This is a genomic window from Bradyrhizobium sp. PRIMUS42, assembly GCF_023006515.1.
In the GTDB taxonomy this organism is placed as follows: domain Bacteria; phylum Pseudomonadota; class Alphaproteobacteria; order Rhizobiales; family Xanthobacteraceae; genus Bradyrhizobium.
In genome coordinates this window covers 1-25,579 of sequence record NZ_JALBGZ010000027.1, presented here as the reverse complement: position 1 = coordinate 25,579, position 25,579 = coordinate 1, and the positions used below count along the sequence as shown (strand labels likewise).

At 64.1% G+C, this 25,579-nt stretch carries 24 protein-coding genes and 2 pseudogenes; 11 read left to right on the top strand and 15 right to left on the bottom strand.

The genetic code is table 11. The annotated features are described in order from the left end of the window. Window positions 1-131: pseudogene (locus tag MOV75_RS05120) on the top strand (ribokinase); the annotation flags it as partial. Here MOV75_RS05120 and MOV75_RS05115 read toward each other — a convergent pair. After that, window positions 132-1,352: an NAD(P)/FAD-dependent oxidoreductase gene (locus MOV75_RS05115; protein WP_246916674.1), complete on the bottom strand. Its 1,221-nt coding sequence runs from the start codon at window positions 1,350-1,352 to the stop codon at window positions 132-134. 240 nt (window positions 1,353-1,592) lie between these two features. Between MOV75_RS05115 and MOV75_RS05110 the strand changes: the two genes are divergently transcribed. Further along, the gene (locus MOV75_RS05110) at window positions 1,593-2,387 is read left to right on the top strand and encodes an enoyl-CoA hydratase/isomerase family protein (RefSeq protein ID WP_246916676.1); all 795 of its coding nucleotides are present in this window, start codon (window positions 1,593-1,595) and stop codon (window positions 2,385-2,387) included. Continuing rightward, window positions 2,384-2,992 carry a histidine phosphatase family protein gene (locus tag MOV75_RS05105; RefSeq protein WP_246916679.1) on the top strand — a complete coding sequence of 203 codons (609 nt, stop codon included), beginning with the start codon at window positions 2,384-2,386 and terminating at the stop codon, window positions 2,990-2,992. The genes MOV75_RS05110 and MOV75_RS05105 overlap by 4 nt, the downstream gene beginning before the upstream one ends. Here the strand turns inward: MOV75_RS05105 and MOV75_RS05100 are convergent. The 4 genes from MOV75_RS05100 to MOV75_RS05085 all read right to left on the bottom strand — a co-directional run bounded on the left by MOV75_RS05100 (window position 2,952) and on the right by MOV75_RS05085 (window position 7,865). Continuing rightward, entirely contained in the window at window positions 2,952-4,292 is a 1,341-nt protein-coding gene (locus tag MOV75_RS05100; protein WP_246916682.1) for a TRAP transporter large permease, read from the bottom strand. The genes MOV75_RS05105 and MOV75_RS05100 overlap by 41 nt on opposite strands. Next, on the bottom strand, window positions 4,289-4,867 hold the full coding sequence (locus MOV75_RS05095) for a TRAP transporter small permease (RefSeq protein WP_246916685.1): 579 nt from the start codon (window positions 4,865-4,867) through the stop codon (window positions 4,289-4,291). Before MOV75_RS05095 ends, MOV75_RS05100 begins: the two co-directional genes overlap by 4 nt. Window positions 4,868-5,090: 223 nt before the next feature. Further along, entirely contained in the window at window positions 5,091-6,086 is a 996-nt protein-coding gene (locus tag MOV75_RS05090) for a TRAP transporter substrate-binding protein (protein WP_246916687.1), read from the bottom strand. A 60-nt stretch (window positions 6,087-6,146) separates the two neighbouring features. Then, on the bottom strand, window positions 6,147-7,865 hold the full coding sequence (locus tag MOV75_RS05085; RefSeq protein ID WP_246916691.1) for an IlvD/Edd family dehydratase: 1,719 nt from the start codon (window positions 7,863-7,865) through the stop codon (window positions 6,147-6,149). A gap of 172 nt (window positions 7,866-8,037) precedes the next feature. On the opposite strand from MOV75_RS05085, the gene MOV75_RS05080 reads away from it, so the two are divergent. The 3 genes from MOV75_RS05080 to MOV75_RS05070 all read left to right on the top strand — a co-directional run bounded on the left by MOV75_RS05080 (window position 8,038) and on the right by MOV75_RS05070 (window position 10,685). Next, complete coding sequence (locus MOV75_RS05080) at window positions 8,038-8,721, top strand: GntR family transcriptional regulator (protein ID WP_246916694.1); 684 nt, start codon at window positions 8,038-8,040, stop codon at window positions 8,719-8,721. A 143-nt stretch (window positions 8,722-8,864) separates the two neighbouring features. Next, entirely contained in the window at window positions 8,865-10,064 is a 1,200-nt protein-coding gene (locus MOV75_RS05075; RefSeq protein ID WP_246916697.1) for a TAXI family TRAP transporter solute-binding subunit, read from the top strand. Between the two features lie 57 nt (window positions 10,065-10,121). Next, window positions 10,122-10,685, top strand: a complete 564-nt coding sequence (locus MOV75_RS05070; protein WP_246916700.1) for a hypothetical protein — start codon at window positions 10,122-10,124, stop codon at window positions 10,683-10,685. An 86-nt stretch (window positions 10,686-10,771) separates the two neighbouring features. Here MOV75_RS05070 and MOV75_RS05065 read toward each other — a convergent pair whose 3' ends face one another. Further along, window positions 10,772-11,161, bottom strand: coding sequence for a hypothetical protein (locus MOV75_RS05065; RefSeq protein WP_246916703.1), 390 nt, complete (start codon window positions 11,159-11,161; stop codon window positions 10,772-10,774). A 74-nt stretch (window positions 11,162-11,235) separates the two neighbouring features. Continuing rightward, window positions 11,236-11,499: a GlsB/YeaQ/YmgE family stress response membrane protein gene (locus tag MOV75_RS05060; RefSeq protein ID WP_246916705.1), complete on the bottom strand. Its 264-nt coding sequence runs from the start codon at window positions 11,497-11,499 to the stop codon at window positions 11,236-11,238. Between the two features lie 192 nt (window positions 11,500-11,691). On the opposite strand from MOV75_RS05060, the gene MOV75_RS05055 reads away from it, so the two are divergent. After that, window positions 11,692-12,597, top strand: coding sequence for a transglutaminase family protein (locus tag MOV75_RS05055; protein WP_246916708.1), 906 nt, complete (start codon window positions 11,692-11,694; stop codon window positions 12,595-12,597). Between the two features lie 109 nt (window positions 12,598-12,706). After that, window positions 12,707-13,106: pseudogene (locus tag MOV75_RS05050) on the top strand (potassium channel family protein); the annotation flags it as partial. Window positions 13,107-13,172: 66 nt separating this feature from the next. Here the strand turns inward: MOV75_RS05050 and MOV75_RS05045 are convergent. Then, complete coding sequence (locus MOV75_RS05045) at window positions 13,173-13,997, bottom strand: NAD(P)-dependent oxidoreductase (RefSeq protein ID WP_246916710.1); 825 nt, start codon at window positions 13,995-13,997, stop codon at window positions 13,173-13,175. 91 nt (window positions 13,998-14,088) lie between these two features. On the opposite strand from MOV75_RS05045, the gene MOV75_RS05040 reads away from it, so the two are divergent. Then, the gene (locus tag MOV75_RS05040) at window positions 14,089-15,057 is read left to right on the top strand and encodes an SMP-30/gluconolactonase/LRE family protein (protein WP_246916713.1); all 969 of its coding nucleotides are present in this window, start codon (window positions 14,089-14,091) and stop codon (window positions 15,055-15,057) included. 257 nt (window positions 15,058-15,314) lie between these two features. On the opposite strand, the gene MOV75_RS05035 is transcribed toward MOV75_RS05040, so the two are convergent. Continuing rightward, complete coding sequence (locus MOV75_RS05035) at window positions 15,315-16,745, bottom strand: aldehyde dehydrogenase family protein (RefSeq protein WP_246916716.1); 1,431 nt, start codon at window positions 16,743-16,745, stop codon at window positions 15,315-15,317. A 189-nt stretch (window positions 16,746-16,934) separates the two neighbouring features. Further along, the gene (locus MOV75_RS05030; RefSeq protein ID WP_246916719.1) at window positions 16,935-19,298 is read right to left on the bottom strand and encodes a transketolase; all 2,364 of its coding nucleotides are present in this window, start codon (window positions 19,296-19,298) and stop codon (window positions 16,935-16,937) included. Between the two features lie 134 nt (window positions 19,299-19,432). Between MOV75_RS05030 and MOV75_RS05025 the strand changes: the two genes are divergently transcribed. Together MOV75_RS05025 and ppk2 are read left to right on the top strand one after the other, a co-directional pair. Then, a complete protein-coding gene (locus MOV75_RS05025; protein WP_246916722.1) occupies window positions 19,433-19,894 on the top strand; it encodes an Lrp/AsnC family transcriptional regulator in 462 nt (153 codons plus the stop codon). Between the two features lie 96 nt (window positions 19,895-19,990). Then, window positions 19,991-20,911 carry a polyphosphate kinase 2 gene (gene ppk2 / locus MOV75_RS05020; RefSeq protein ID WP_246916725.1) on the top strand — a complete coding sequence of 307 codons (921 nt, stop codon included), beginning with the start codon at window positions 19,991-19,993 and terminating at the stop codon, window positions 20,909-20,911. Window positions 20,912-21,019: 108 nt separating this feature from the next. Here ppk2 and MOV75_RS05015 read toward each other — a convergent pair whose 3' ends face one another. The 5 genes from MOV75_RS05015 to MOV75_RS04995 form a co-directional block, all read right to left on the bottom strand. Next, on the bottom strand, window positions 21,020-22,099 hold the full coding sequence (locus tag MOV75_RS05015) for a zinc-binding dehydrogenase (protein WP_246916727.1): 1,080 nt from the start codon (window positions 22,097-22,099) through the stop codon (window positions 21,020-21,022). Window positions 22,100-22,159: 60 nt separating this feature from the next. After that, the gene (locus MOV75_RS05010; RefSeq protein WP_246916854.1) at window positions 22,160-23,101 is read right to left on the bottom strand and encodes a DMT family transporter; all 942 of its coding nucleotides are present in this window, start codon (window positions 23,099-23,101) and stop codon (window positions 22,160-22,162) included. A 187-nt stretch (window positions 23,102-23,288) separates the two neighbouring features. Next, on the bottom strand, window positions 23,289-24,128 hold the full coding sequence (locus MOV75_RS05005) for an aldo/keto reductase (protein ID WP_246916730.1): 840 nt from the start codon (window positions 24,126-24,128) through the stop codon (window positions 23,289-23,291). 8 nt (window positions 24,129-24,136) lie between these two features. Next, window positions 24,137-25,033: an SMP-30/gluconolactonase/LRE family protein gene (locus MOV75_RS05000; protein WP_246916857.1), complete on the bottom strand. Its 897-nt coding sequence runs from the start codon at window positions 25,031-25,033 to the stop codon at window positions 24,137-24,139. A gap of 378 nt (window positions 25,034-25,411) precedes the next feature. After that, the coding region (locus tag MOV75_RS04995; protein WP_247005116.1) for a bacterioferritin-associated ferredoxin at window positions 25,412-25,579 on the bottom strand (168 nt) is incomplete at its 5' end.

Genomic DNA, 25,579 nt, shown 5'->3' with positions numbered 1-25,579 from the left:
CTGACGGCGTGCCCTTGCGCGCCGCCCTCACCTTCGCCAACGCCGCCGCCTCGATCAGCGTGCAGCGGATGGGCGCGGGACCGTCGATGCCTACGGCCACAGAGGTCGCCGCAGCGATCACCGCAAGCTGATCACGCCAACGCGCTCTTCAGATCGAAACTCTCGTCGGCAGCCTGCTCCGGTGTGATCGAGCGGTCCATGCCCTGCAGCCTGCGGCCGAACATGTGGTCGCCGGCGCGGTTGATGGACTCGATGCCGAGCAGCTTGTCGCCCTTGTAGCAGAACGCGGAAAACGCCTTCTTGGCGGGATCGCCGCGCAGCACGACGCGGTCGTAGCCCGTGGTCAGCCCAGCGATCTGCAGCTTGTCATCGCCCTGGTCGCTCCAGAACCAGGGATGGCCGTCATAGGGCTTGCTGTCGCCGGTCAGCCGCGCCGCGAGGCAGCGGGCGTGGTCGGTGGCGTTCTGCACCGATTCCAGCCGCAGCGATCCGCCGAAGCGCGGGCTCGCGAACAGCGCGCAATCGCCGATCGCGGAGATGTTTGGATCGGCCGTCGAAAGATATTCGTCGACGACGATACCGGCAGCGACCGGCAATCCAGCCTCGGCCGCCAGCTCGATGTTCGGCAACACACCGACGCCGACCACGACGAGTTCAGCGGGCAGATGCCGTCCGTCGCTCAAGGAGACGCCGGTGACCTTGCCGTTCTCGGCTTCGATCGAGGTGGCCTGCACGCCGAGATGGATGCGGATGCCGGCCTCGCGATGGCGTTGTTGAAAATACTCCGAGACTTCCGCCGTCACGGCGCGCGCCATCACGCGCGGGGCAAGCTCGAGCACGTCGACCTCGAGGCCCTTGATCCGCGCGGTCGCGGCGAATTCCAGGCCGATGAAACCGGCGCCGATGACCACGACCCGTGTCTTCGAGGGCATGACCGCACGCAGCGCCTCGCTCTCGTCGAGAATGCGCAAATATTTCACGTCAGGCAGATTGGCATTCGGCAGATCAAGAAGCCGGTTGCGCGCGCCCGTCGCCAGCACGAGATGGCCGTAGGCAAGCGTCTCGCCCGAGGCGAGCAGGACCTTGCGGCCCGCACGGTCGATCGACACCGCGCGGCCCGCAATCAGCTCGATGTTCTGGTCGTGGTAGAACTTCTCCGGCCGGAACATTAGGCTCTCGGGCCCGGCGGAGCCCTTGATGTAGGCCTTGGACAGCGGCGGCCGCTGATAGGGCAGATGCGCCTCGTCATTGATGAGGCAGATGCGCTGCGAAAAGCCCGCCTGGCGCAAGGATGCCGCGGCCTGGTAGCCGCCATGGCCGGCACCGACGATGATCACCGAACCGTCGGTCATTGGAGCAGCCCACTTCTGGAGACACGAGCGTGACCCATGTCGTCTCCTCTTTTGCTGATTTTGATTTGCTGGCCTTACGAGGAGCCGGCGCTCGTGTCCGTTCCTTGGCAAAGGCAGGCCCATTTGAGCCTATCGGTCCGCCCAGCGCAAGAGCCGCCGGGGCACTGGCGGCCCGGGGATTGTCACCTCCCGCCTTCTGCGATTTAGTTGCAGCAATGACCTCCTGCCGGGGATTTTCAAATGACCGCGCCCGTCTCCCAACCCGATGATCCCGCCCTGCTCCGGATCGATGGTCCAATCGCGACCATCACGCTCAACCGTCCCGCCGCGTTCAACTCCGTCAACCTTGCGATCGCCCGGAAGCTCGAGCAGCTCGCGGCCTCCATCGAAGGCGACGACAATATCCGCGTCGTGGTGCTCGAAGGCGAAGGCCGCGCCTTCTCGGCCGGCGGCGATCTGCAAACGATCGGGGCGGCCGCCGAAGCGGGTACGGTGACGCCGGTCGTGGGCCAGCTCCTGAAGCACTATCACGCCTTCATCGAGATCGTCAGGCGCATGCCGAAGATCTCGCTGTCGAGCGTGCACGGCTCGGCCGCCGGCGCCGGCATGGGCCTCGCCTTCGTCACCGACCTCTGCATCGCCGCCGACGACGCCAAGTTCACGCCGGCCTATGCCAAAATCGGGGTATCACCCGACGGCGGCTCGACGGTCGGCATCGTCGGCACGGTCGGCCCCCGTCGCGCGCTGCAGATTTTTCTCGCCGAGGACACTTTCACAGCGCAGCAGGCCCATGAATGGGGTCTCGTTGCCAAGGTCGTTCCCGCCGCGGAATTGAAGGCGGCGACGCGAAAGCTCGCCGAGCGTCTCGCGCAGAACCCGTCGGCCGCAATCGCCGGCACAAAGCAGCTGGTCTACCAGGCCGCCACCACGCCGGTGAAACAGCAGTTAGACGCCGAAGAGCACAAGATCATCATGGCGATGAACACGGAGGAGTTTCGCACTGCCGTGAAGAAATTCACGAGCAAGTCAAAGTGACGACGCCCGCGCGCAGCTTCTACGGCCTTCGTCACGGCGCGACCGACTGGAATCGCGAGGGCCGATTCCAGGGCCGGACCGACAATCCGCTGAACGAGGACGGCCTGCGGCAGGCGCACGAAGCCGTGGACATGCTTGGCGGCGTCAGCATTAGCCGCATCGTCGCAAGCCCCCTGGTGCGCGCGGCGCGAACGGCAGAGATCATCGCGGACGCGATCTCGGTCCCGCTTGCGATCGACGAAGGCATCATCGAGTTCGATTTCGGCAGCTTTGAGGGCCTGCCCGTCCGCGACCTCATGATCAAGCACGGCGTCAAATCAGCGACCGGCCTCGTGTCGATCCTTCCGACCGACGGCGAGAACTGGGACGCCATGGCCAAACGCTCGCTGCTTTGCGTGTCGACCTGGCTCGAGCGTCATCCTGACGACAACCTGCTGTTCGTCTGCCACGACGCGGTGATGCAGGGCATGGCAAACGCGCTGTGCGGCAGCTACTTCAGGAATAGCCACGGCACGCCGTTCCGCTACGTGCGCGAAAACAAGCGATGGCGTATCGAGCAAGTCGCTACTGCGGACAGATATAGCCCGTCCCCGCCGGCGACTTGAAGCAGCCGACCGATTCCGGGAGCACGTGCCGCGGCAGCCACAGCACCACGCTCGGGAAATAGATCGCGAACGCGATCGTCGCCAGGAACACGAGGTAGATCGGCAATGCCGCACGTAGCGCCTTGGCAAAGCTGACGCCGACGAATTTCGAGGCCATCAGCAGCACAAGGCCATAGGGCGGCGTGATCAGGCCGAAGGCGAGCGTCGCGATCAGCACCACGCCCATGTGCACGGCATTGATGTCGCCGGCTTCCGTCAGCGCGTTAACCAGGGGCATGAAGATGATGATGGTCGGCACCGGCTCGATGAAATCGCCGACGATGGTGAAGAGCAGCACCATCAAGAGCATGATCAGGTGCGGATCGTTACCGGCGATCGAGGTGATCCACTCGGCGATGTAAGTCGCGCCGCGCAGGTAAGCGAGCATCCAGCCGAAGGCGTTGGCGGCGCCGATGGTGATCAGCGGCAGCGAGAAGATCAGGCCGGCGAGGCAGAAATCGTAAGGGATCTTCTTGATATGCCCGCGGTTGAGCGCGGGAATCACGACCAGAACGATCCAGGCCACCGCGACCACACCCGCCTCCGTCGGAGTGAACCAGCCGGTCAAGATTCCGCCAAGCAGGATCACCGGGATCATCAGCGGCAGAGCGGCATCGCCGGCCGCGAACGCCACCTGCTTGAGCGGCGCGCGCGGCTTGCGCAGTCCGGACGGGCCGAAGAAATAGCAATAGATCATCAACCCGAAACCGATCATCATGCCCGGCACGACGCCCGCCATGAACAGCCCGGCGATCGAGACGTTGCCGACCGCGCCATAGACCACGGCGGTGATGCTCGGCGGCACCAGCGCGGCGATGGTCGATGCGGACGCGATGATCGCCGCGATGAAGGCGGGCTCATAGCCCTCCCGCTTCATCGGGCCGCCGAGCGCGCGGCTCATCACGGCGACGTCGGCGGTGGTGGAGCCCGACATCTCCGAGAAGAACATGCTGAACACGACCACGACCTGCGACAGCCCGCCCCTGATATGGCCGACCAGGGACACCGAGAGATTGGCTATTCGCACCACGACGTTGGCCGAGCTCATGAGCTCGCCGACCAGCAGGAAGAACGGGATCGCCAGCAGCGCTTCGGAATCGACGCCATCAAAGATCTTCTGAATGATGGCGGCGAGCGAAACATCCGACAGCAGCGCACCGATGAAGACGCCGGCCATCAGTGAGAACGGCACGGGCACGCCGAGATAGCCGAACGACAGGAAGCAGACCGTCATCAACGCCAGGACAATGGGTGCGCTCATGGTTGCACCCCCATCTGCGCGGCAGCAACGACCGGCTCCGCATCCTCGTCCGGCGGTTCGGGATGGTCAAAACCATTGCGCAGGCCGTTGACGAGCTGCTCGATGGTGAACAGGCCGATCAGCACGCCCGACAGCGGGATGATCGCGTAAAGCGAGGCGATCGGGGTGCCCGACGGCAGACGAAAACTGCCGAAGCCGCGCAGATAATTCTGGTAGCCGTACCAGATCAGACAGAAGGCGACGCCGAGCACGACGAGACGGATGATCACCTCGACGATCAGCCGAGAGGCGCCGTGCATCGCCTCGGAGATGGCGGTGAGATAGAGGTGGTCGTTGCGGCGCGTCGCGGCCGCCGTGCCGATAAAAATCGCGTAGATGAACAGCGTCGACGTGACCTCCTGCAGCCACAGCCAGGGATGGCCGGTGGTCCGGGTCACGATGTCGGCGGTCACCGACAGCGAGAATCCGAAGCAGAGCACGCCGCAGAGGATCATCAGCGCGAGCTCGAGCCAGTCGAGCCAGCGCCATTTCAGGTGGCGTTGGCGTTGCACGAGCAGTTTGTCGGCGATGGGCATTGTTGTCCCCGGCTGCAGATTGGCTGCACCTCTCCCGCTTGCGGGAGAGGCATAGGCCGCCTTCGGCGGCCGTTCCTTAAAGACACGCCGAGGCGAAGCCTCGGCTATGGCGGAGCGCCGGGGTGAGGGTTCTCTCCTCATTGGGAATCTCTCCGCGGAGACACCCTCCCCCACCCCTTTCCCGCAAGCGGGAGAGGGAGCGCACCGTCTTCCAGCGCGCGCTCTAATTAATCGACCGGATCAAATCCTTGATCTTCTCGGCGTGCGGGCCGAGATCCTTGGCGAGCTTGTCGAGATAGGGATCGGCGACCGCCGCGAAGCTCTTCTTGTCGACGTCCTGCACGACCTTGACGCCCATCTTCTTCAGTTTCTCGGCGGCGGTGCGCTCCAGCTCGAACGCCTTCGCGGGCTCCTTGGTGCTGATCTCGTTGGCCGCAGTCTGCACCCATTGCTTCTGTTCGGCGGAGAGGCTCTGCCAGAGCTTGTCCGAGATGAACACCATCGCGTTGTTGGCCTCGTGCTCGGTGATGTTGAGGACCGGGGCGACCTCGTAATGCTTGTTGACGAGGTAGACGTTGATGCTGTTCTCGGCGACGTCGACGACACCGGTTTGCAAGCTCGTGTAGACGCTGCCGAAGGGCATATGCACGGTCTGGGCGCCATAGGCCGGGAACATGGTGTCCTCGGTCGCGGTCGCCTGCACGCGGATCTTGGCGCCCTTGATATCGCCGACGTTATGGATCTCCTTTCTGGAGTACATGTGGCGCACGCCCTGCGAGCCGGTCGCGATCACGTGCAGGCCCTGCGTGGTCTCGTCGATCATGGCCTTGAGCGCTTCGAACACGCGGGGATCCGCCAGACCCTTGACGACGTGGTTCTCGTCGCGGAACAGATAGTGCAGCGACATTACACCGGCCTGCGGCGAGATCGTCGCGGTGTTGGCGGAGGAGATGATCGAAAATTCGACGTCGCCGGCCTTCACGAGCTGGAGCACCTGCGGCTCCTGCCCGAGCTGCGCGCCCGGATACTGGTCGATGATCATGGTGCCCTTGCTCAATTCCTTGAGCTTGTCGGCAAAGAGGTCGCCCGCGATGGAATAGCCGGTGTTGCGCGGCTGGTCATAGGCGAAGCGATAATGCTTCACCTCCTGCGCCCCGGCCCCGGTGACGAAAAGCATAGCAGCCGCAGCCGCCAACCCACGCATGGATCGTGCAATCATCGTTTCCCCCTGTGTTATCGCCCGCCGCTTGTGCGGTCTGAGCGCTCGTTCGAGTGTCGATCAGCCCTTTTCGGTCTTCTTCCCAGTCCTCTGCATGAAATCGAAGTCGCAGCCCTCGTCGGCCTGCATGATGGTCTCGTTGAACAGCCAGGCGTAGCCGCGCCGGGCTTCCTCCGGCGCTGCGGCCGGCTTCAACGCAGCACGACGCCGCTCCAACTCGGCCGCATCGACCAGCAGCTCGATGCTGCGCTTGGCCACATCCAGGCTGATCAGGTCGCCGTTCTTCACCAGCGCCAGCGGCCCGCCGACCGCGGATTCCGGAGCGATGTGCAGCACGATGGTGCCGAACGCGGTACCGCTCATGCGCGCATCCGAAATGCGCACCATGTCCTTGGTGCCGCCGCGCGCCAGCTTCTTCGGGATCGGCAGATAGCCCGCCTCGGGCATGCCCGGCGCGCCCTTGGGGCCGGCATTGCGCAGCACCAGCACGTCGTCGGCGGTCACGTCGAGATCGGGATCGTCGACCCGCACGGTCATGTCCTCGACGGATTCGAACACCACGGCGCGCCCGGTGTGTTGCAACAGCTTCGGGCTCGCGGCCGATTGCTTGATGACCGCGCCGCGCGGCGCGAGATTGCCGTGCAGGACGGCAAGGCCGCCCTCCTTCTTGATCGGATTGTCGCGCGGACGGATGGCATCCTGGCCCGGCACATCCTCCGCATTGGCGACGACGTCGCGTAGCGTCTGGCCACTGATGGTCTTCGCTTCGAGATCAACGAGGTCACCGAGCTGCGCCAGCAGTTTCGGCACGCCGCCGGCGTGATGGAAATGCTCCATGTAATGTTCGCCGGACGGCTTGAGATCGACCAGCACCGGCACCTCGCGGCCAATCTGGTCGAATATCTCGAGATCGAGCCGGTGCGGCGATCGATGCGCCATCGCCGTCAGATGGATCAGGCCGTTGGTCGAGCCGCCGATCGCCTGAAGCACGACCTGCGCATTTTTGAAAGACGCCGGCGTCAGCAGCTCGCTCGGCTTCGGCCCCTTCGCCTTCGCCATCTCGGCCGCCACCTTGCCGCTCGCCTCCGCCAGACGGAAACGCTCGGCGTGCGGCGCGGGAATCGTCGCGCTCATCGGCAGCGACAGGCCCATGGCCTCGATCATGCAGGCCATGGTCGAGGCCGTGCCCATCACCATGCAGGTGCCGACCGACGGCGCCAGGCGCCCATTCACAGCCTCGATCTCGGCATCGTCCATCTCGCCGGCGCGGTATTTCGCCCAGAGCCGGCGGCAGTCGGTGCAGGCGCCCAGCACCTCGCCCTTGTGATGGCCGACAACCATGGGGCCGACCGGAATGACCACGGTCGGCAGGTCCGCGCTGATTGCCGCCATGACCTGCGCGGGCAACGTCTTGTCGCAGCCGCCGATCACGATCACCGAATCCATCGGCTGGGCCCGGATCATCTCCTCGGTATCCATCGCCATCAGGTTACGCAGATACATCGAGGTCGGATGCGCAAAGCTCTCGGCGATCGAGATGGTGGGGAACACGAACGGCATCGCGCCCGACAGCATCACGCCGCGCTTGGCGGCTTCGATGATTTGCGGGACGTTGCCGTGGCAGGGATTGTAGTCGCTATAGGTGTTGGTGATGCCGACGATCGGGCGCTCCAGCGCGTCGTCGGAATAACCCATGGCCTTGATGAACGCCTTGCGCAGGAACAACGAGAAGCCGGCGTCGCCATAGCTCGTCAGACCCTTGCGCAACCCACTCGTCATCATGCCGCTCCTTACCTTGCCATTGTGGTACAGCCTGCCTCTCGATTGTCAATAAGATTGGTCCATATTGTCCCATTTTATGGTTCCGGACGCCATTAGCGGCAGGAATTATTGACAATCCGCCCCTTCCCTGCTCCACAGGGCGGACCGGCTGAAGCCGGAGGCTGAGGGCATGTCCGAGATTCGCACCGCAGACGCCATGCCAGTCCGGCGCGACGACCCGGACGACGTCGTCGCGCGGCTGGAAGAGGACATCATCTTCGGCCGCCTGCCGCCGGGCGCGCGCCTCACCGAAGACGCACTGATGTCCCGCTACGGCACCTCCCGCCACTTCGTGCGCCAGGCCCTGGTGGATGCGGAGCGGCGCGGCATCGTCCGCCGCGAGAAGAATGTCGGCGCCACCGTGCGGTACTACTCGTCCGAGGAGGTCCGGCAGATCTACGAGGTCAGGGAGATGCTGACGCGGCAGGCCGCGCTGATGATCCCCCTGCCCGCACCGCAAGCCCTGATCGACGAGCTCTCCGCGCTGCAACGGCAATATTGCGCCAAGGCCGACGCGCAGGATCTGCGCGGCATCCACGAAGCCAACGACGCCTTCCACCTCGCGCTGTTCTCGGCCTGCGGCAATCCCTATCTGGTGCGCTCGCTCCAGGACTACATGAACCTGACGCTGCCGATGCGCGCGAAGAACCTCGCCGACCGCGAGGGGCTGGCCCAGTCGCGGCGCCAGCACGAACTGATGATCGAGTTGCTTAGGGGACGCGACAGCTGGGCGCTGGCGCAGCTTTGCGTCGACCACATGCAGTTCAGCAAGTCGGATTATCTGGTGCGGATTGCGGGCGAGGCCGGACGCTAGTCGGCAAACCGCTGCAGGCATCATCACGGAACGCCGCTGCCCCGGGCGCGTTGGAAGGCCAAGCATTAGCCTCGGTCTTGCTTCGGACGCGGCAGGTGGCAGTTTCTCGGAGCATGTCACGCCCAGGGGATTGACCGAACAGGTTGAACAATGAGGGTCTGCGAACGATGCGGGCCGGTTTGTTCATCGCATTGATTGCAGCGGCCTGGCTCGGCGGACAGGTCCAGGATTCCCTCGCGCAAAAGCGACCGCCCTCTTCTCCGAGCGAATCCACGAAAGTGTCTCCGAGAAAGGAAGTCACCCCCAAGAAGGAAACGGGACGATCTGCGGACCCATTTACGGTGGGATTCGTAACCGGTACGCCGCTATGCACCGAATTCGCGATCGCTCAGGACATTGCGACCACGCTCGCTGGCGGGCAAGAGACCGGCCCTCGTGGCCAGGTCGCATTGCGGGTCCTGCCCATCGTGGGAAACGGCGGTATCCGCAATGTCCTTGATGTGCTCACGCTCGCAGGTGCCGACGTGGCGATCGCGCCCGTCGTCCTGGTCGACCGGCTCCGGGAGACAAGGACCTTCGGAGATATCTCTGACAGGCTGACCTACATCGCCCCGCTCCATGTCGAAGAGTTCCATCTTCTCGCGCGGCCGGAGATCGGAAGCCTGACGGAGCTGGCGGGAAAACGGGTCAATCTTGGGGACGACGGCAGTGCCGGCGCCATCCTTGGCCGCGAAGTGTTGAACCATCTGGGCGTCAAGATCAGCGAGTCGAACCTGGGACCGGAGGCCGCGCTGGATGGTCTGAGGAAGGGAGATCTCTCCGCCGCTCTGTTGGTCTCAGGAAAGCCGGTCAGCTTCCTGACGCAGATCTCGCAACTCGATCGTATTCGCCTCCTGCCTATCCCCTACTCCAAAGAGCTGCTGCAAGAAGATTATCTGCCATCGACGCTTCGCCATCAGGACTACCCGAATATCATTGCGGCCGAAGCAAGCGTCGACACGATCGCGATCAAATCCGCTCTGTTCGCCTACAACTGGCCGAGCGGCAACGAGCGATATCGGTTGCTGGAATTCTTCGTCCAGAACTTGTTCACGCGCTTTCCTGAGTTTCTTGGCGACGCACATCACCCCAAATGGCGCGAGGTGAACCTGGCCGCGCTGCTCCCCGGATGGCGACGATTCCGACCGGCAGAGCGCTGGCTCCAGCAGCAATCCGGAGGCGAGGCCGCGCTTCGCAAGGCGTTCGGCCGGTTCATCGAGGGAAAGCCAACCGCGAAACCGCCAGACCGCGAAGAATTGTTCCAGGATTTCCTGCGCTGGCGAGAACGCAATCCAGGCAAGTGAGCAAGCCAAACAAACCTCGGCAAACAAACCTCGGCAAACAAACCTCGGGAGGTGTCGATGCGCAAAGCGCTTGTGAGCACAGCCTTGGTTGCGTTGCTCGCCCTGATCGCCGATGTGAGGCGCCCAGCCGCCCAATTTGCCCCCTTCTGGCCATCAGCGCCGCAGACCCTTGCACCGGCCACCGCGCCACCGTCTGACCAGGTCGAACAAGCCAGGACAGCCCCCCATCGAAGCAGCAAGCCGCGCAGGAAGCACGAAGTCGTTCGTCCGCCGCCAAATCAGCGGAAGGTCGCGGAAAGAAACGGATACAAGCGGGTCAGCGATCTCGTGAACTTCCCGAAGTTCTTTCCAGGCCTTGGCGTCATCTTCGTCAAGCCCGACACTTTGCCGCTGGGGCCATTCCTGTGTTTCGATCGCAGGGATCGCCTCGTGGCGACCGTGTACATGGTCCCGAACAAGGACATCGACGATCACAAGTCGTTGGAGGGGGCGGGGCCAGCGCGGTCAGTTGACCACGTCAGCATCTACTTCAACCCGGGTCACCCCGGCGTGGATGTGCCGCATTACCATGTGGTGCTGTGGCATGTGACCAAGAAACAGGAAGCGCGCGTTGAAAAATGACGTCGGGCCTTTCTTGCTAGGTCCGACTGCAGGGAAGAAGTGCTGCGATGGGGTTCGCTTCGCATTGCCCATCCTACGACGGGCGTTTAGTACCGCCTCAGCAGGCCGCGATCCACGCTGGCATCGCCATAGTCGGCGCAGCCCCCTTTCGGGTCCTTGATCAAGGCCGCCCGGACGCGCCTGAACGTCTTGCCGGCCGCGTCGGACACTTCGGGGCGGGATTTACCGGGATCGTAGCTCTCGCCATCGCGGGCCTTGATGGCCGCAGCATAGGCGTCGATGATGGCCATCGCCGCATCAGGGCTGCCAAGCAGCCGGGCGCCGAGCTGAACGCCGCCGCTACCGTCGACCTCGTAGCCGCCGCATCGCTGCTCCAGGACCACGGAGGCGGTGACGAGCTGATCGAGAAACGTCGCTTCGGCGTCGCTGAGCGCCGCGGCGCGCACAGGTCCTGACACGATTCCTGACACGAGCATCGCGACGGCCGACAGTTTGATTTTCCTTATCGTGGCTCTCTCTTTGCGAGCCGCCACGCAGCATCCTCGATCGGTCAAGCGCGCCCCTGACGACCGACAAAAAGCCCGTACAGGAAGAGAAGGATGATGGCTCCCACCACACTGCCTATGAATCCGGCGCCCTCCCCGAACCGATACCATCCGACGGCTTGACCTAGATAAGTCGCAACGAACGCCCCGACTATTCCCAGAACCGTCGTCAAAATGAACCCGCTGGGCTCGGATTTGTCGCCGGGCATGATGAACTTCGCGACCACTCCAACGATTAACCCGATGATGATCGTCCAAAGGATACCCATTTCCTTCGCTCCATTCGACCAATTCGCGCATCAGCGTCTGACGGAACGCGTGATCGTTTGAAGAGCCAGACCATCCCAAGGGCAACGTTGATCTAGATCAATGGGCAGAAGCGGCCAAACCGAAAGCTGGAGTCCGCTGTTGCTGCGCGGAAAGGTGCTCAACGACCGCCGCAACGCGAAGCGGGTCAATGCATGGCGATCATTGGCGAGATCACGCACACCACGACCTACCGCTATGCAAAGCCGGTGAGGTTCGGCACGCACCGGGCCATGTTCCTGCCGCGGCGCGGCGCCTCGACCCGGCTGCTTCGCTGGTCCGCTCGCACCAGCCTGCCATCAAAGGTGCATTGGGTCACCGACTCCCGCTCCAATGCCATCACGGTGATGGAGTTCAGCGAACCCGGCAGCGAGCTGACATTCACGTTCAAGGTTCGCGGCGTCTATTTCGGCGTCAAGGGCCTGGAGGCGTTCCCGCTGGAGCCCCGGGCCGAGGAAGTCCCCGTGCAGTATACCCCGGACGAATGGACCGACCTTGCCGGTTACCTTCGCCCGCATGCCGATGATGCGGACGGCAGCCATGCGGCGTGGACCAAGAGCTTTGTCGCCGGCGATCAGGACCGGACCGCGGATGTGCTGCGCCGAATGCTGGGCCTGTTTCGCAGCGAGTTCAGCTATCGCGGCAGAGATGCCGAAGGCACCCAGTCTCCAGGCGAAACGTTGCGCACGAAATCAGGTACCTGCCGGGACTTCGCCTGGCTCATGATCGAGACGTTGCGCCGGCTCGGCTTCGCGTCGCGCTTCGTCAGCGGGTATCTCTACGACGCGGCGCTCGATGGGGGCGCCGTGGGCATGACCGGTTCCGGCGCGACCCACGCATGGGTGCAGGTGTTCCTGCCCGGCGCCGGCTGGCTGGACTACGATCCGACCAACAGCCTGAGCGCTGGCTTCGATCTCATTCCGGTAGCCATCGCGCGGCATCCGGGCCAGGCCGTGCCACTGGCCGGCTCGTGGTTCGGCGATTCCGGCGACTATCTCGGCATGTCGATCAACGTGTCCGTCAACAAGATTGGCGAGATGCTCGATCCTTCGGAGGGCTAGGCTGCCGGGAGATGGTTTATCGCAACAACACAGAGGGACATGGGCTGGTCGCCACCATCTCCGTGCCATTCGAGGTCCTGAAGGGCAGGATCCGGCAACTTTATGGGCGCGGCTGCGGATCGACAGCCCCTTCTTCCGGCGCAACGAGGAAGTCGTCTTTGCCGTCGCGAATCTCGGCGTGTTCATTTTCGTGATGACGGGAATTGTCTACGAGACCCAGAGGTCACACAACCAGCAGATCGCCAACTATGCCGACGCGCTCTACTTCACGGTCACCGCGTTGACCACGACCGGCTTCGGCGACATCACCTTGCCAGGCACCGTCGGACGCCTGATCACCGTCGTGATCATGATCTTCGGCGTGACTCTTTTTCTGAATCTCGCCAAGACATTGCTCGCGCCCTCCAAGGTGCGCTTCCCCTGACCGGTCTGCGGCCTGCAGCGCCGACGCGGTGCATTGCAAGGCCTGCGGGACCGTATTGAACATTCCCGACGAAGGCCTCGACTAGGCTCCCGGCGCCAGTGCCGTCGAGCCCTCCTCACCCCGCACGCGGGGCGAGGAAGCGCATGGCGGCCTACCGCTTATTCCAATCAATGATCCGGCTCGCATCGCCGTCGAACTCGTTGCTGCAGAACGCGCCGCCCTGGAAATGATCCCCGATCGGATCCGGCTTGAGCTTGGCCTGCTCGGCCATCGCATGCGCGACGTGATCCTCGGAGCGGCCGGTGGGGCGATAGCCGAACTCGTAGGCGCGGCTGTTGTCCCACCAGGCGCGCTCGTTCAGCGAGACGCCGTAGAAGACCTCGAAATGAATGTCGGGATGCTCGAGCCCGATCTGACAGAGCTGCACCAGGTCTTCCGGCTTCAGCCAGATCGAGATGCGGCGATGGTCGAGCGGCATGTCGCCGAAATTTCCGATGCGCAGGCACGTCACCTTCAGCCCGTGCTTGTCGGCGTAGAGCGCGCCGACGGCCTCGCCGAACACCTTGCTGACGCCATAGCGGCCGTCGGGACGCGGGGTGACGTCGGTGCCTATCTTGTGGTGGCGCGGATAGAAGCCAACGGCGTGATTGGACGAGGCGAACACCACGCGCTTGACGCCCTTGCGGTAGGCGGCTTCGAACAGGTTATAGCAGCCGATGATGTTGGCCTGGAGAATGTCGTCCCAAGGGCCTTCGACCGAATAGCCGCCGAAATGGATGATGCCGTCGACGCCCTCGCAGACCGCCTCGCACTGAGCGAGGTCGGCGAGGTCCGCCGCCTTGAATTTTTCGCTCGCTCCGAGATCGGCCGGCGGCTTGATGTCGGAGAGCAGGAGATCCGGATAGATCGGCGGCAGCAGTTTTCGCAGGCTCGTGCCGATCCCGCCCGAAGCTCCCGTCATCAAGATGCGCGGCATGTCTTTCCTCGTATGTAGCAACCGATTTGCGGCCGTAGATATCTGATGCTAGCAGACTTGGACAGAGGGAACGCAACAACGAGAATTGCACATGAACGATGCATCGTCCCATACTCAAGGCTGGCAACCAGCGACCTATTACCCCGATCCCGCGATAAAAGCACTGGATCCCCGCTTCGAAAAATACTGGCTGAAATTGTCCGCGGTGGAGCGGCTGGCGACGGGCCTGCGCTGGGCCGAGGGGCCGGTGTGGTTCGGTGATGGGCGCTATCTGCTCTGCAGCGACATTCCGAACCAGCGCATCATCAAATGGGAGGAAGAGACGGGCGCCGTCTCGGTGTTCCGCAAGCCCTCGAATTTCGCCAACGGCAACACACGCGACCGGCAGGGCCGGCTCGTCACCTGCGAGCACGGCGGGCGGCGCGTGGTGCGCACCGAATATGACGGCAGCATCACCGTGCTGATGGATCAATTCAACGGCAAGCGGTTGAACTCTCCGAACGATGTCATTGTTAAATCGGACGGCTCGATTTGGTTCACCGACCCGACCTTCGGCCTGCTCGGCAATTACGAGGGCTACAAGGCCGAGCCCGAGATCGATCCGAATGTCTACCGGCTCGATCCCGCGACCGGCAAAGCGACCATCGTCGCCGAGGGCGTGCTCGGTCCGAACGGGCTGTGCTTCTCGCCGGACGAGAAGATCCTCTACGTCGTGGAATCCCGCGGCGTGCCGAACCGGAAAATCCTCGCCTATGACGTCGCGACGGACGGCACCTCGATTTCCAACAAGCGCGTCCACATCGATGCAGGTCCCGGCACGCCGGACGGCATGCGCTGCGACGTCGACGGCAATCTCTGGTGCGGCTGGGGCATGGGCGACCCCGAGCTCGACGGCGTCGTGGTGTTCGCGCCCGACGGCGTCATGATCGGCCGCATCGCGCTGCCCGAGCGCTGCGCGAACGTCTGCTTCGGCGGCGTCAAGCGCAACCGCCTGTTCATGGCGGCGAGCCAGTCGATCTACACGCTGTATGTGAACACGCAGGGCGCGATGGGGGGATAGGCGCTCCCGCAATGACGGTCTCGTAGGGTGGGCAAAGGAGCGCAAGCGACGTGCCCTCCATCCGTCGCGGACGCAAAGACGTGGGCACGCTTCGCCTTGCCCACCCTACGGCACCTCGCGTTGTCGCCCGTAGCCCGGATGGAGCGCAGCGCAATCCGGGGACCGGTCCCGCATTGCGCTTCGCTCCATGCGGGCTACAAAGAAAAACGCCGGAGCGGTTACCCGCTCCGGCGTCGTGTTTGTCCAACCGCTAAAGCTTACGCCGCGTTGAAGCCGGCGACGGCCTTCACTTCGAGGAAGTCCTCGAGGCCGTACTTGCCCCACTCGCGGCCGTTGCCGGACTGCTTGTAGCCGCCGAACGGCGCACTGCGGTCGTTGGGCACGCCCTGGAGGTTGACGTTGCCGGCACGGATCTGGCGACCGACGCGCTTGGCGTCCTCGACGGAAGCGCCCGAGACATAACCGGCGAGACCATACGGCGTGTCGTTGGCGATGTGCACAGCCTCGGCTTCGTCCTTGGCGCCGATGATGGTCAGCACCGGTCCGAAGATTTCCTCACGGGCGATCGTCATGTCGGGCGTGACGTCGGCGAAGATGGTCGGACGGACATAGAAGCCCTTGTTGACGCCTTCGGGCAGGCCCGGGCCACCGGCGACGAGGGTGGCGCCCTCGTCGATGCCCTTCTTGATCAGGCCCTGGATCTTGTCCCACTGACCGCGGTTGACGACCGGGCCGATGGTGGTGCCTTCCGCGCGCGGATCGCCGGCCTTGGTCTTGTCGGCGACGGCCTTCGCGATCGCAGCGACTTCCTTCATCTTGGACAGCGGCACGATCATGCGCGAGGGCGCGTTGCAGGATTGGCCGGAGTTGTTGAACATGTGCATCACGCCGCCGGTCACCGCCTTCGTGAGGTCGGCGCCTTCGAGGATGACGTTCGGCGACTTGCCGCCGAGCTCCTGGCTGACGCGCTTCACGGTCGGAGCCGCGCGCTTGGCCACGTCGATGCCGGCGCGGGTCGAGCCGGTGAAGGAGATCATGTCGATATCGGGGTGCTCGCTCATGGCGGCGCCGACCTCGGGGCCGAGGCCGTTGACGAGATTGAACACGCCCTTCGGCACGCCGGCTTCATGGAGGATTTCCGCGAAGATCAGCGCCGAGGTCGGGGTGAACTCGCTGGGCTTCAGGATCATGGTGCAGCCGGCAGCGAGCGCGGGCGCGACCTTGCAGGCGATCTGGTTGAGCGGCCAGTTCCAGGGCGTGATCATGCCGACCACGCCGACCGGCTCGCGCAGCACCATGGCGGTGCCGACCGGCTCCTCGAAATGGTAGTTCTTGAGCACGTCGAGCGTGGTCATGAGATGGCCGAGGCCGGCGCCGGCCTGGAGTTTTTCGGCCATCGGCAGCGGGGCACCCATCTCGTCGGAGACGGCGGCACCGATCTCCTTGAGACGGCCCTTGTAGACTTCGATGACCTTGGAGAGCAGTGCGACGCGCTCGTCGCGGCTGGTCTGGGAGAACGTTGCAAAGGCGCGCTTGGCGGCGGCGACGGCCTTGTCCACGTCGGCCTTGGAGCCCAGCGCAACCTCGTACATCGCCTCTTCCGTCGCCGGATTGACCACGGCGGTGGACTTCTTGACGGCGGGATCGACCCAGGCGCCGTCGATGTAGAATTGCATGCGATTGACCATCGTTAACCTCTTCTTGGGGGCATGGTGGGGGCGTTTCGGCAGGCATCCTTGCACGAAAGCGCCGGCAATTGAACCCGCCATATGCGGGGCCAGCGTTGCGGCGGACGGAGGTTATATGAGCCGATGGCGGGAACGTGGCAAGATGGCTCTCACCGTCGTCCCGGCGAAAGCCAGGACGACGACGGAGACTTAGACCGCCATCTTCCGATGCAGCACCGGCGCGCCGGTGGTGAGGCTTTCGGCCGCATCGATGATCGCATTCGCGTCGATGCCGTAGTGCCGATAGAGGTCGGCGATCGTGCCGGTCTGGCCGAACTGCTCGACGCCAAGCGCCTCAACGCGATGGCCGCGGACGCTCCCGAGCCAGCCGAGCGCGGAGGGATGCCCATCGATCACGGTCACGATGCCGCAGTCGCGCGACAACGGCGCCAGCAATTTCTCGATATGGCTGAGATGTTGCACGCCGCGTCGATCCCGCCGCAATTTCCGCGCCGCGGTCCAACCCGAATGGAGACGATCGGCCGAGGTGATCGCGAGCAGGCCGATGTCGCGGCGGCTCTCGCCGATGAAGCCGGTGGCCTCGATCGCCTCCGGCGCAACGGCGCCGGTATAGGCAATCACGACTTCGGCATTCGGGCCCGGCTTGCGCAGCCAATAGGCGCCGTCGGTGATGCCCTGCGCAAGCTCAGGTGTCATGATCCGCTGCGCCTGCTCGACGCTGCGCGTCGAAAGCCGCAAATAGACCGAGCCGCCCTCGCCCGGATCGCGCTGCATGTGGTCAAATCCCCAGCCCATGATCACGGCGAGTTCGTCGACGAAGGCCGGCTCGAACGAGGCGAGCCCGTCCTGCGCCATGCCGATCAGGGGCGTTGCGATCGACTGATGCGCGCCGCCCTCGGGCGCGAGCGTAATCCCCGACGGCGTCGCCGCCACCATGAAGCGCGCATCCTGGTAGCAGGCGTAGTTCAGGGCATCGAGACCGCGCTCGATGAAGGGATCATAGAGCGTGCCGACCGGCAGCAGCCGCTCGCCGTTGATCTGGTGCGACAGGCCGAGCGCCGAGAGCATGATGAACAGGTTCATCTCGGCGATACCAAGCTCAAGATGCTGGCCTTTTGGCGAGGCATCCCAGTTGTAGGTGGACGGAATTTTCTCGCTGCGGAATAAGTCGGCTTTCTCGGCGCTGGCGAACAGGCCGCGCCGGTTCACCCAGGGGCCGAGATTCGTCGAGACGGTAACGTCGGGCGACGTCGTGACGATGCGCTTGGCCAAGTCGCTGTCGCCGCGGGCAATCTCGTTCAGCACGAGACCAAAGCCTTGCTGGGTCGACATCTGCGGCGATGGCTTGAAGGCGAGCTGCGGGGGCACCTCGATAACAGGCGCGGTCAGGCGGCGGCCGTCCTGGTTGAACGGCACGCCCGCGAGGAACGCGTCGAGCTCGGCGGCGGATTGCGTGAGGCCTTCGTACTTGTCCCATTCATGCCCGGGACGAATGTTCTGGCTGTCGCGATACTTTTCCATCTGGGCGACCGTCATCAGACCGGCATGGTTGTCCTTGTGGCCCTGGAACGGCAGGCCGACGCCCTTGATGGTGTAGGCGATGAAGCAGACCGGGCGATCGTGATCGATGGACTCGAACGCCTCGAGCATGCTCGCCATGTCATGGCCGCCAAGGTTCGACATCAGCGCCAGCAGCTCCTCGTCGCTGCGCTTGTCGATCAGCTTCGTGATCGCGCCCTGATCGCCTATCTCGTCATGCAGATGCTTGCGGAACGCAGCGCCGCCCTGAAAACACAGCGCGGCGTAGAGTGCGTTCGGGCAATTGTCGATCCAGCGCTTCAGCGCCTCGCCACCGGGCTCGGCGAAGGCCTCGCGCATCAGGCGGCCGTATTTCACGATCACCACGTCCCAGCCGAAATTGCGGAACATGGTCTCGAACTTTTCCCAGAGCCCCTCGCGGACGACGGCGTCGAGCGACTGGCGGTTATAGTCGACCACCCACCAGGTGTTGCGCAGGCCGTGCTTCCAACCCTCCGCAAGCGCCTCGAAAATATTGCCCTCGTCCATCTCGGCGTCGCCGACGAGGGCAATCATCCGCCCCTCGCGGCGGTCCTTCATCCAGCCATGCGCCTTGACGTAGTCCTGCACCAGCGATGCGAACAGCGTCTGCGCGACGCCGAGGCCGACTGAGCCGGTCGAGAAATCGACGTCGTCGGCATCCTTGGTGCGCGAAGGATAGGATTGCGCGCCCTTGAAGCCACGAAAGTTCTCCAGCTTCTCGCGGCTCTGCCGGCCGAACAGATACTGAATGGCGTGGAACACCGGGCTCGCATGCGGCTTCACCGCGACGCGATCCTCCGGTCTCAGCACGTGGAAGTACAGCGCCGACATGATGGTCGCGAGCGAGGCGGAGGAAGCCTGGTGGCCGCCGACCTTGAGACCGTCCGCGCTGGGGCGGATGTGGTTGGCATGGTGGATGGTCCACGACGACAACCACAGCGCCTTGCGGGCCAGCGCGTTCAGGGTGTCGAGGCGAATGGTATCAACGGGCATGGCAATGCTCCCGGTAAACAGGTGCCCCGATGATACGCCCGCGGGCAGCGTCAAACTTCTCAATTTTTTGCGCCATACCCGGCGGTATTGGGATATTTTACCAACGGACCGCCCAAAGGACAGGTTTCATCCCAATGCCAGAGCTCGACGCCATCGACCGAAAAATCCTCGCTTTGCTCCAGAGCGACAGCCGGCTGACCATGCAGGAGCTCGCCGACAAGGTCGGGCTGTCGGTCTCGCCCTGCCATCGCCGGGTCAAGCTGCTTGAGGAGCGCGGCGTCATCTCGCGTTATGTCGCGACCGTGGACCAGAAGGCGCTCGGCCTGCATGTCAGCGTGTTCATCTCGATCAAGCTGGCGCGGCAGAAGGAGGAGGACCTCAACCGATTCGCACGCGCGATCTCAAAATGGGACGAGGTGCTCGAGTGCTATCTGATGACCGGCAATCGCGACTACCTGCTCCGCGTCGTCGCCGCCGACCTCGCCTCGTACGAGACGTTCCTGAAGACCAAGCTGACCCGGCTCGACGGCATCGCCTCGATCGAGTCGAGCTTTGCGCTGAGCCAAGTGAAGTACTCGATCGCGCTGCCGGTGTGACCTGCTTCAGCGGGATTGGAGGGCAGTCACATGGGCGCAACAAACCCCGCCGATGGTCGTTGGTAACACTGGCACCCTGGCCGAGAGAAAAAGCCCATGACCGCATCCGATCGCACCTCCCAAACCGCCAAGCGCGAGCGCATCATCCAGGAAATGGCCGACGACCTCGACGAAGAGCTGGAGATGGAGCTCGATGACACGCGGCTCGACGAGCTCCTGGACGAGACCGACCTGCTGAGCCCCACGGTCGACCGCAGGCTCTATTTCCGGGAGCTGCTCCGGCTCCAGGGCGAGTTGGTCAAGCTCCAGGACTGGGTCCAGAGCGAGCGCAAGAAGGTCGTGGTGCTGTTCGAGGGCCGCGACTCCGCCGGTAAGGGCGGCGTCATCAAGCGCATCACCCAGCGCCTCAATCCCCGTATCTGCCGCGTCGCGGCGCTTCCAGCCCCGAGCGAGCGCGAGCGCACGCAATGGTACTTCCAGCGCTACGTGTCGCACCTGCCGGCCGGTGGCGAGATCGTGCTGTTCGACCGCAGCTGGTACAACCGCGCCGGCGTCGAGCGCGTGATGGGCTTCTGCTCGGAGGACGAATATCAGGAGTTCTTCAAGTCGGTGCCGGAATTCGAGCGGATGCTGATCCGATCCGGCATCATCCTGGTCAAATACTGGTTCTCGATCACCGACGATGAGCAGCAGTTCCGCTTCACCATGCGCATCAAGGATCCCCTAAAGCAGTGGAAGCTGAGCCCGATGGACGTCGAGGCCCGCAGCCGCTGGGAGGCGTACACCAAGGCCAAGGAGACGATGCTGGAGTACACGCACCTGCCGGATTCGCCTTGGTGGATCGTCGATGCCGTCGACAAGAAGCGCGCCCGGCTCAATTGCATCGCGCATCTGCTCAGCCAGATCCCGTACCAGGAGGTGTCGCGCGCGCCCGTGGTGCTGCCGCCGCGCGTCCGCAACCCCGACTATCAGCGCGGTCCGGTTCCGCCGGAGATGTACGTGCCGGCGAAATATTGACGGAGGTTTCGTAGGGTGGGCAAAGCGTAGCGTGCCCACCATGCCGACCACGAACGCGGACGCATGGTGGGCACGGCGCTTTGCGCCTTTGCCCACCCTACGAGACCGTCACCGCCACGGCTGCACGATGATCTTGGTATGCGCCTCTGGGTTGGCAAGATCGGCGAAGGCTTTGGCGACGCCGTCGATACCGACCTCCGCGGTGACCATCGCAGCCGCATCCACCTGCCCTTCCGCGATCAGCCGTAGCGACGCCGCGAACTCCTCCGGCGTATAGCCGAGCACGTATTGAACGCTGAGCTCTTTCATGATGCCGAGCATGGGCTCGTTTCTGTCGCTCTCCATGCAGACGCCGACCACGACGATCTTGGCATCGCGCGGGGCGCCCTCGAACACCTGCTGCAGCAGGCCAGGCACGCCGACGCATTCGAAGATGACGGCGGGCTTGAGCGCCGGCAGCATGGCCTGGAACGGCGCCCTCGCCGCCTTCTCCGCGTCCGACATCTGTGCGTGCTCGGCCCAGGTCGTATAGGGCTGCGACTTCAGGGGATCGACGACGATATCGGCGCCGAGCTTGGCCGCGAGCGCGCGCCGCGCCGGCGAATAGTCGGCGGCGACGATCGGATGCAGTCCCCGCAGCTTCAGCGCCGCGATCACCGCAAGCCCGACCGGACCGCAGCCGATCACGAGCGGCACCTCGCCACCGCGAATGTTGGCCTTGGCTACAGCGTGAACACCGACCGCGAGCGGCTCGGTCAACGCGGCATGTTCGGGCGCGAGACCGTTAGGCACTTCGAGCAGCAGCGCTTCGCTGAGCAGCATCGCCTCCGCATAGCCGCCGATATTGTCGTTGGAATAGCCGATGCCTTCGATGCCCTGCGGCGTCACGAGGGCCGGCAGCGAGCACACGCGCGTGCCCGGCTTGAGCTTGCGGGTGGTACCGGGACCGTAGTCGACGATCTCGCAGCAGAACTCGTGGCCGAACACGACGTCGCGGCTGAGATCCATCGGCTTGCGCCCGGTCTTCCGCGCCATCTCCACCATGCGATGAGCGTGCTGGCGCGCGTGCAGGTCGGAGCCACAGATGCCGCAGGCGAGCGTCTTGACCAGCACCTGGCCGGGAACCGGCGTCGGCTCGGCCATCTGTCCCACGACAATCTCGCCGTTCCTGAAAATCGCAGCGCGCATCCGGCTCCTCCCCTATCGTTGGAACCGTTGATAGCACAAAGCGGAACGCGCGGACTTGCGTCAGGGGTTCGGGGAACGCTCCTCCAGCACCAGCAGCTGGGCGCGGCGCACTCGCTCGCGATGGGCGATGTAGAGTCCGCTGGCGACGATGAAGGCGGCGCCGACGATGGTCCAGAGATCAGGCACCTCACCGAAGATGAAGAAGCCCAAAATGCTGACCCAGAGCAGCTGCGTGTAGGAGAACGGCGCCAGCACCGAGGCATCGCCGTAGCGATAGGCCAGCACGATGATCCATTGGCCGACGGTGGAAGCGACGCCGATCACGATGCCGAGGCCGATCGCGGTCCAGCTCGGTGTGACCCAGACGAACGGCACCATCAGCGAGAGGATCGCAACGCCCGTCAGCGCGGAATAGGCCATGGTGGTGAGCACGGCCTCACGACCGCTCATCATGCGCGTCAGGATCAGCGCGGCAGCCCAGCAGAACGCCGAGATGATCGGGAAGAACGCGGCGGCATGAAACGCGCTCGTGCCTGGCCGCAGGATGATCAGCACGCCCGTAAGGCCGATCGCGGTCGCGATCCAGCGGCGCACGCCCACCTTCTCGCTCAGGAAGATGATCGACAGCGCGGTGACGAACAGCGGCGAGACGAAGCCGGTGGCCGAGGCTTCCGCAATGGGGAGGAAACGCAAGCCGGTGATGAAGAACAACGAGGAGCCGAGCAGCGCGGCGCCGCGCATCAATTGCAGGCCAAGACGCTCGGTGCGCATCGCATGCAGCGGCGAGCCCGGCAGCATCACCGGCGTGAACATCAGCGCGAAGGTGACGAAGCGAATCCACGTGATCTCGATCGACGGCAGGCTGGTCGAGAGGTATTTTGCGGTGACGTCCGAGGTTCCGAGAAACACCGTCGACAACAGCACCAGCGCGATGCCCTTGAAGGGATGATCGACGCGCGCAGGCGCACGGCGAACTTCCTGCTTCTTCTCCGGCACGGGCATGGGAATACTGTCGAGCCTTGCGGCTGCAGCGGGCGGCGGTGTCACGGCTGGAACCCGGGAAATTGCGAATCGAGAACACTCGTAAAAAACGACAAATGCGCCGCGTTCACAACTTCCGAAAACAGGATGCCGATATGCGCGAGCCGCCGCGCGCGTCAATGCTCCATTAATAATAGGCGCTTGTGCACTACAACATGGGCAGGCTGCGCGGCTTCGGCCCGCGCGGAAACGCCGCATCTAGCGCAGAAATGTCCTCTTTCGTCAGCACGAGATCGCCGGCCGCCGCGTTCTCGGCGGCATGGTCCGCCGACGACGCCTTCGGGATCGCGAACACCGTAGTCGCACGGGTGAGAAAGCTCAGCGCGACCTGACGCGGCGTCGCGCGACGCGCCTCCGCAATTTTCGCCAGCACGGCGCCGCCCTTGCTGCGCGCATCCGGGAAATCGTCATGACCAAACGGCGAATAGGCGACCACGGCGACGCCATGCTTCTCGCACCACGGGGTCACCGCGTGTTCGATCGCGCGCTCCTTCAGATGATAGAGCACCTGATTGCAGACGATGCGGCCCTCACCCGCGACCTCGAGAATCTCGTCGAGATCATCAGCGTCGAAATTGGAAACGCCCCAGGATTTGATCTTGCCTGATTTCACCAGGTCTTCGAACGCGGCGACCGTGTCTTCCAGCGGATAGGAACCGCGCCAGTGCAGGAGATAGCAATCGAGACGGTCGGTCTTCAGCCGCTTCAGCGAGCGCTCGCAGGCAGTGATGGTTCCGCGGCGCGAGGCATTGCTCGGCAACACCTTGGAGACGAGGAACACCTCATCGCGCCGGCCAGCGATGGCGTCTGCAATGACCAGCTCCGCATCGCCATACATCTCGGCGGTATCGATATGCGTCATGCCGAGATCGAGCCCCCGCTGAAGCGCGGCAATCGCGCGCTTGCGGTCGCCGTGGTCGAGATACCAGGTGCCCTGCCCGATGACGGAGACGTTGGCACCGGCATTGCCGAAGGGATTTGCGTTCATGTTGGAGCTCACAGTCCGCTGATATCCGCGACCAGCACGCTGCCGGTCGACGACTCCGTGATATAGAGGCGATCCTTGCTCGCGCCACCGATCGCGACATTGGTGCAGTTCGGCCCTGCGCATGACCTGATCCGCGCGATCAGTTCACCGTTTGGGGCGAACACGAAGACGTGGCCGAGCGAGGCGTGGCCGACGAACAGGCGGCCCTTGGCATCCATGGTCATTCCATCGGGGCCGCTGGTGCCGAACAGCGAGCAGAAGCGCCCGACCTTCGACACGCTGCCATCCTTCATGAACGGTAGCCGCCACACCGCATTGTCGCGCGTCATGGCGACGAACAGGACGGTCTCGGTCGGGTCGAGCACGAGGCCGTTCGGGCTGACGCCGGTGTCGATCAGGCAGTCGAGCCGGCCATTCGATGCCAGCCGATAGACCCGGCCACTCGGATCGTGCAACCCGGTCTGGCCCTGATCGGTGAAATAGATGTCGCCGTTGGAGGCGAGATGAAGGTCGTTGCAGCCGCGAAACGACTCCGAATTGCGCGCGGTCAGGACCGGCTTGACGCGGCCGGCCTTGGCATCGAGCTCCATGATGCCATGCATGTAGTCGGCAACCAGGATGCGGCCGTCGGCTGCGATCTTCAGCCCGTTGGGCCATCCCTCATATTCGGCGACCTGTGACCACTCGCCATCGGGCGCGATGCGGAAGATACGGCCGAAGGGAATGTCGACGATGTAGAGATAGCCGTCCTTGTCGAAGGACGGCCCCTCGATGAAGCTATCTGTTGCGATGCCCGGCCGGTTGGCCTCGGCCCAATCCGTCCGCACGCCCTTGCGGCGGAACTTGTCGGGCATCGCGGAGAAGAGCCTGGTCTCAATCAGGCGCGGCGGCGTTTCCAGGTACATCACGGCTTTTATGATTATTTGGGGAGGAGCGCGGCAACATAGGGCACAATCGCGGGCGCGTCGATTGGGGCGGGGGCATGGCTGCGTTGGGAGAGGAGCCCACCCACTCTCGCGCCCCGGACGCGCTGCAACGCGTCAGCGTCTGCTGCCCAGAGCCGGGACCCAGAAAGCCGAACACTCCGCTGTTGGATGGCCCCCGGCTCTGCAGCGCATCGTCGAAGGGACGCCGCGTTGCGTCCGGGGGCGCGAGATCGTCGTTTTGGCAGACAGCTGCATCAACCTCGTCATTGCGAGCGTAGCGAAGCAATCCAGACTGTCACCGCGGAGGGACGCTGGATTGCTTCGCTACGCTCGCAATGACGGTGGACGGAGTTGGGCCTACCCCACCGCACTCGCGACTTTCGCCTGCTTCGCCGGCACGTCCGTCGTCGCAATCAGCCGCTTCAGCTCGGGGATGCAGGAGCCGCAATTGGTCCCGGCCTTGAGCTTGGCGCCGATCTCGGCCGCCGTGCGCGCGCCAGCGGCGATGCTGTCGCAGATGGTGCC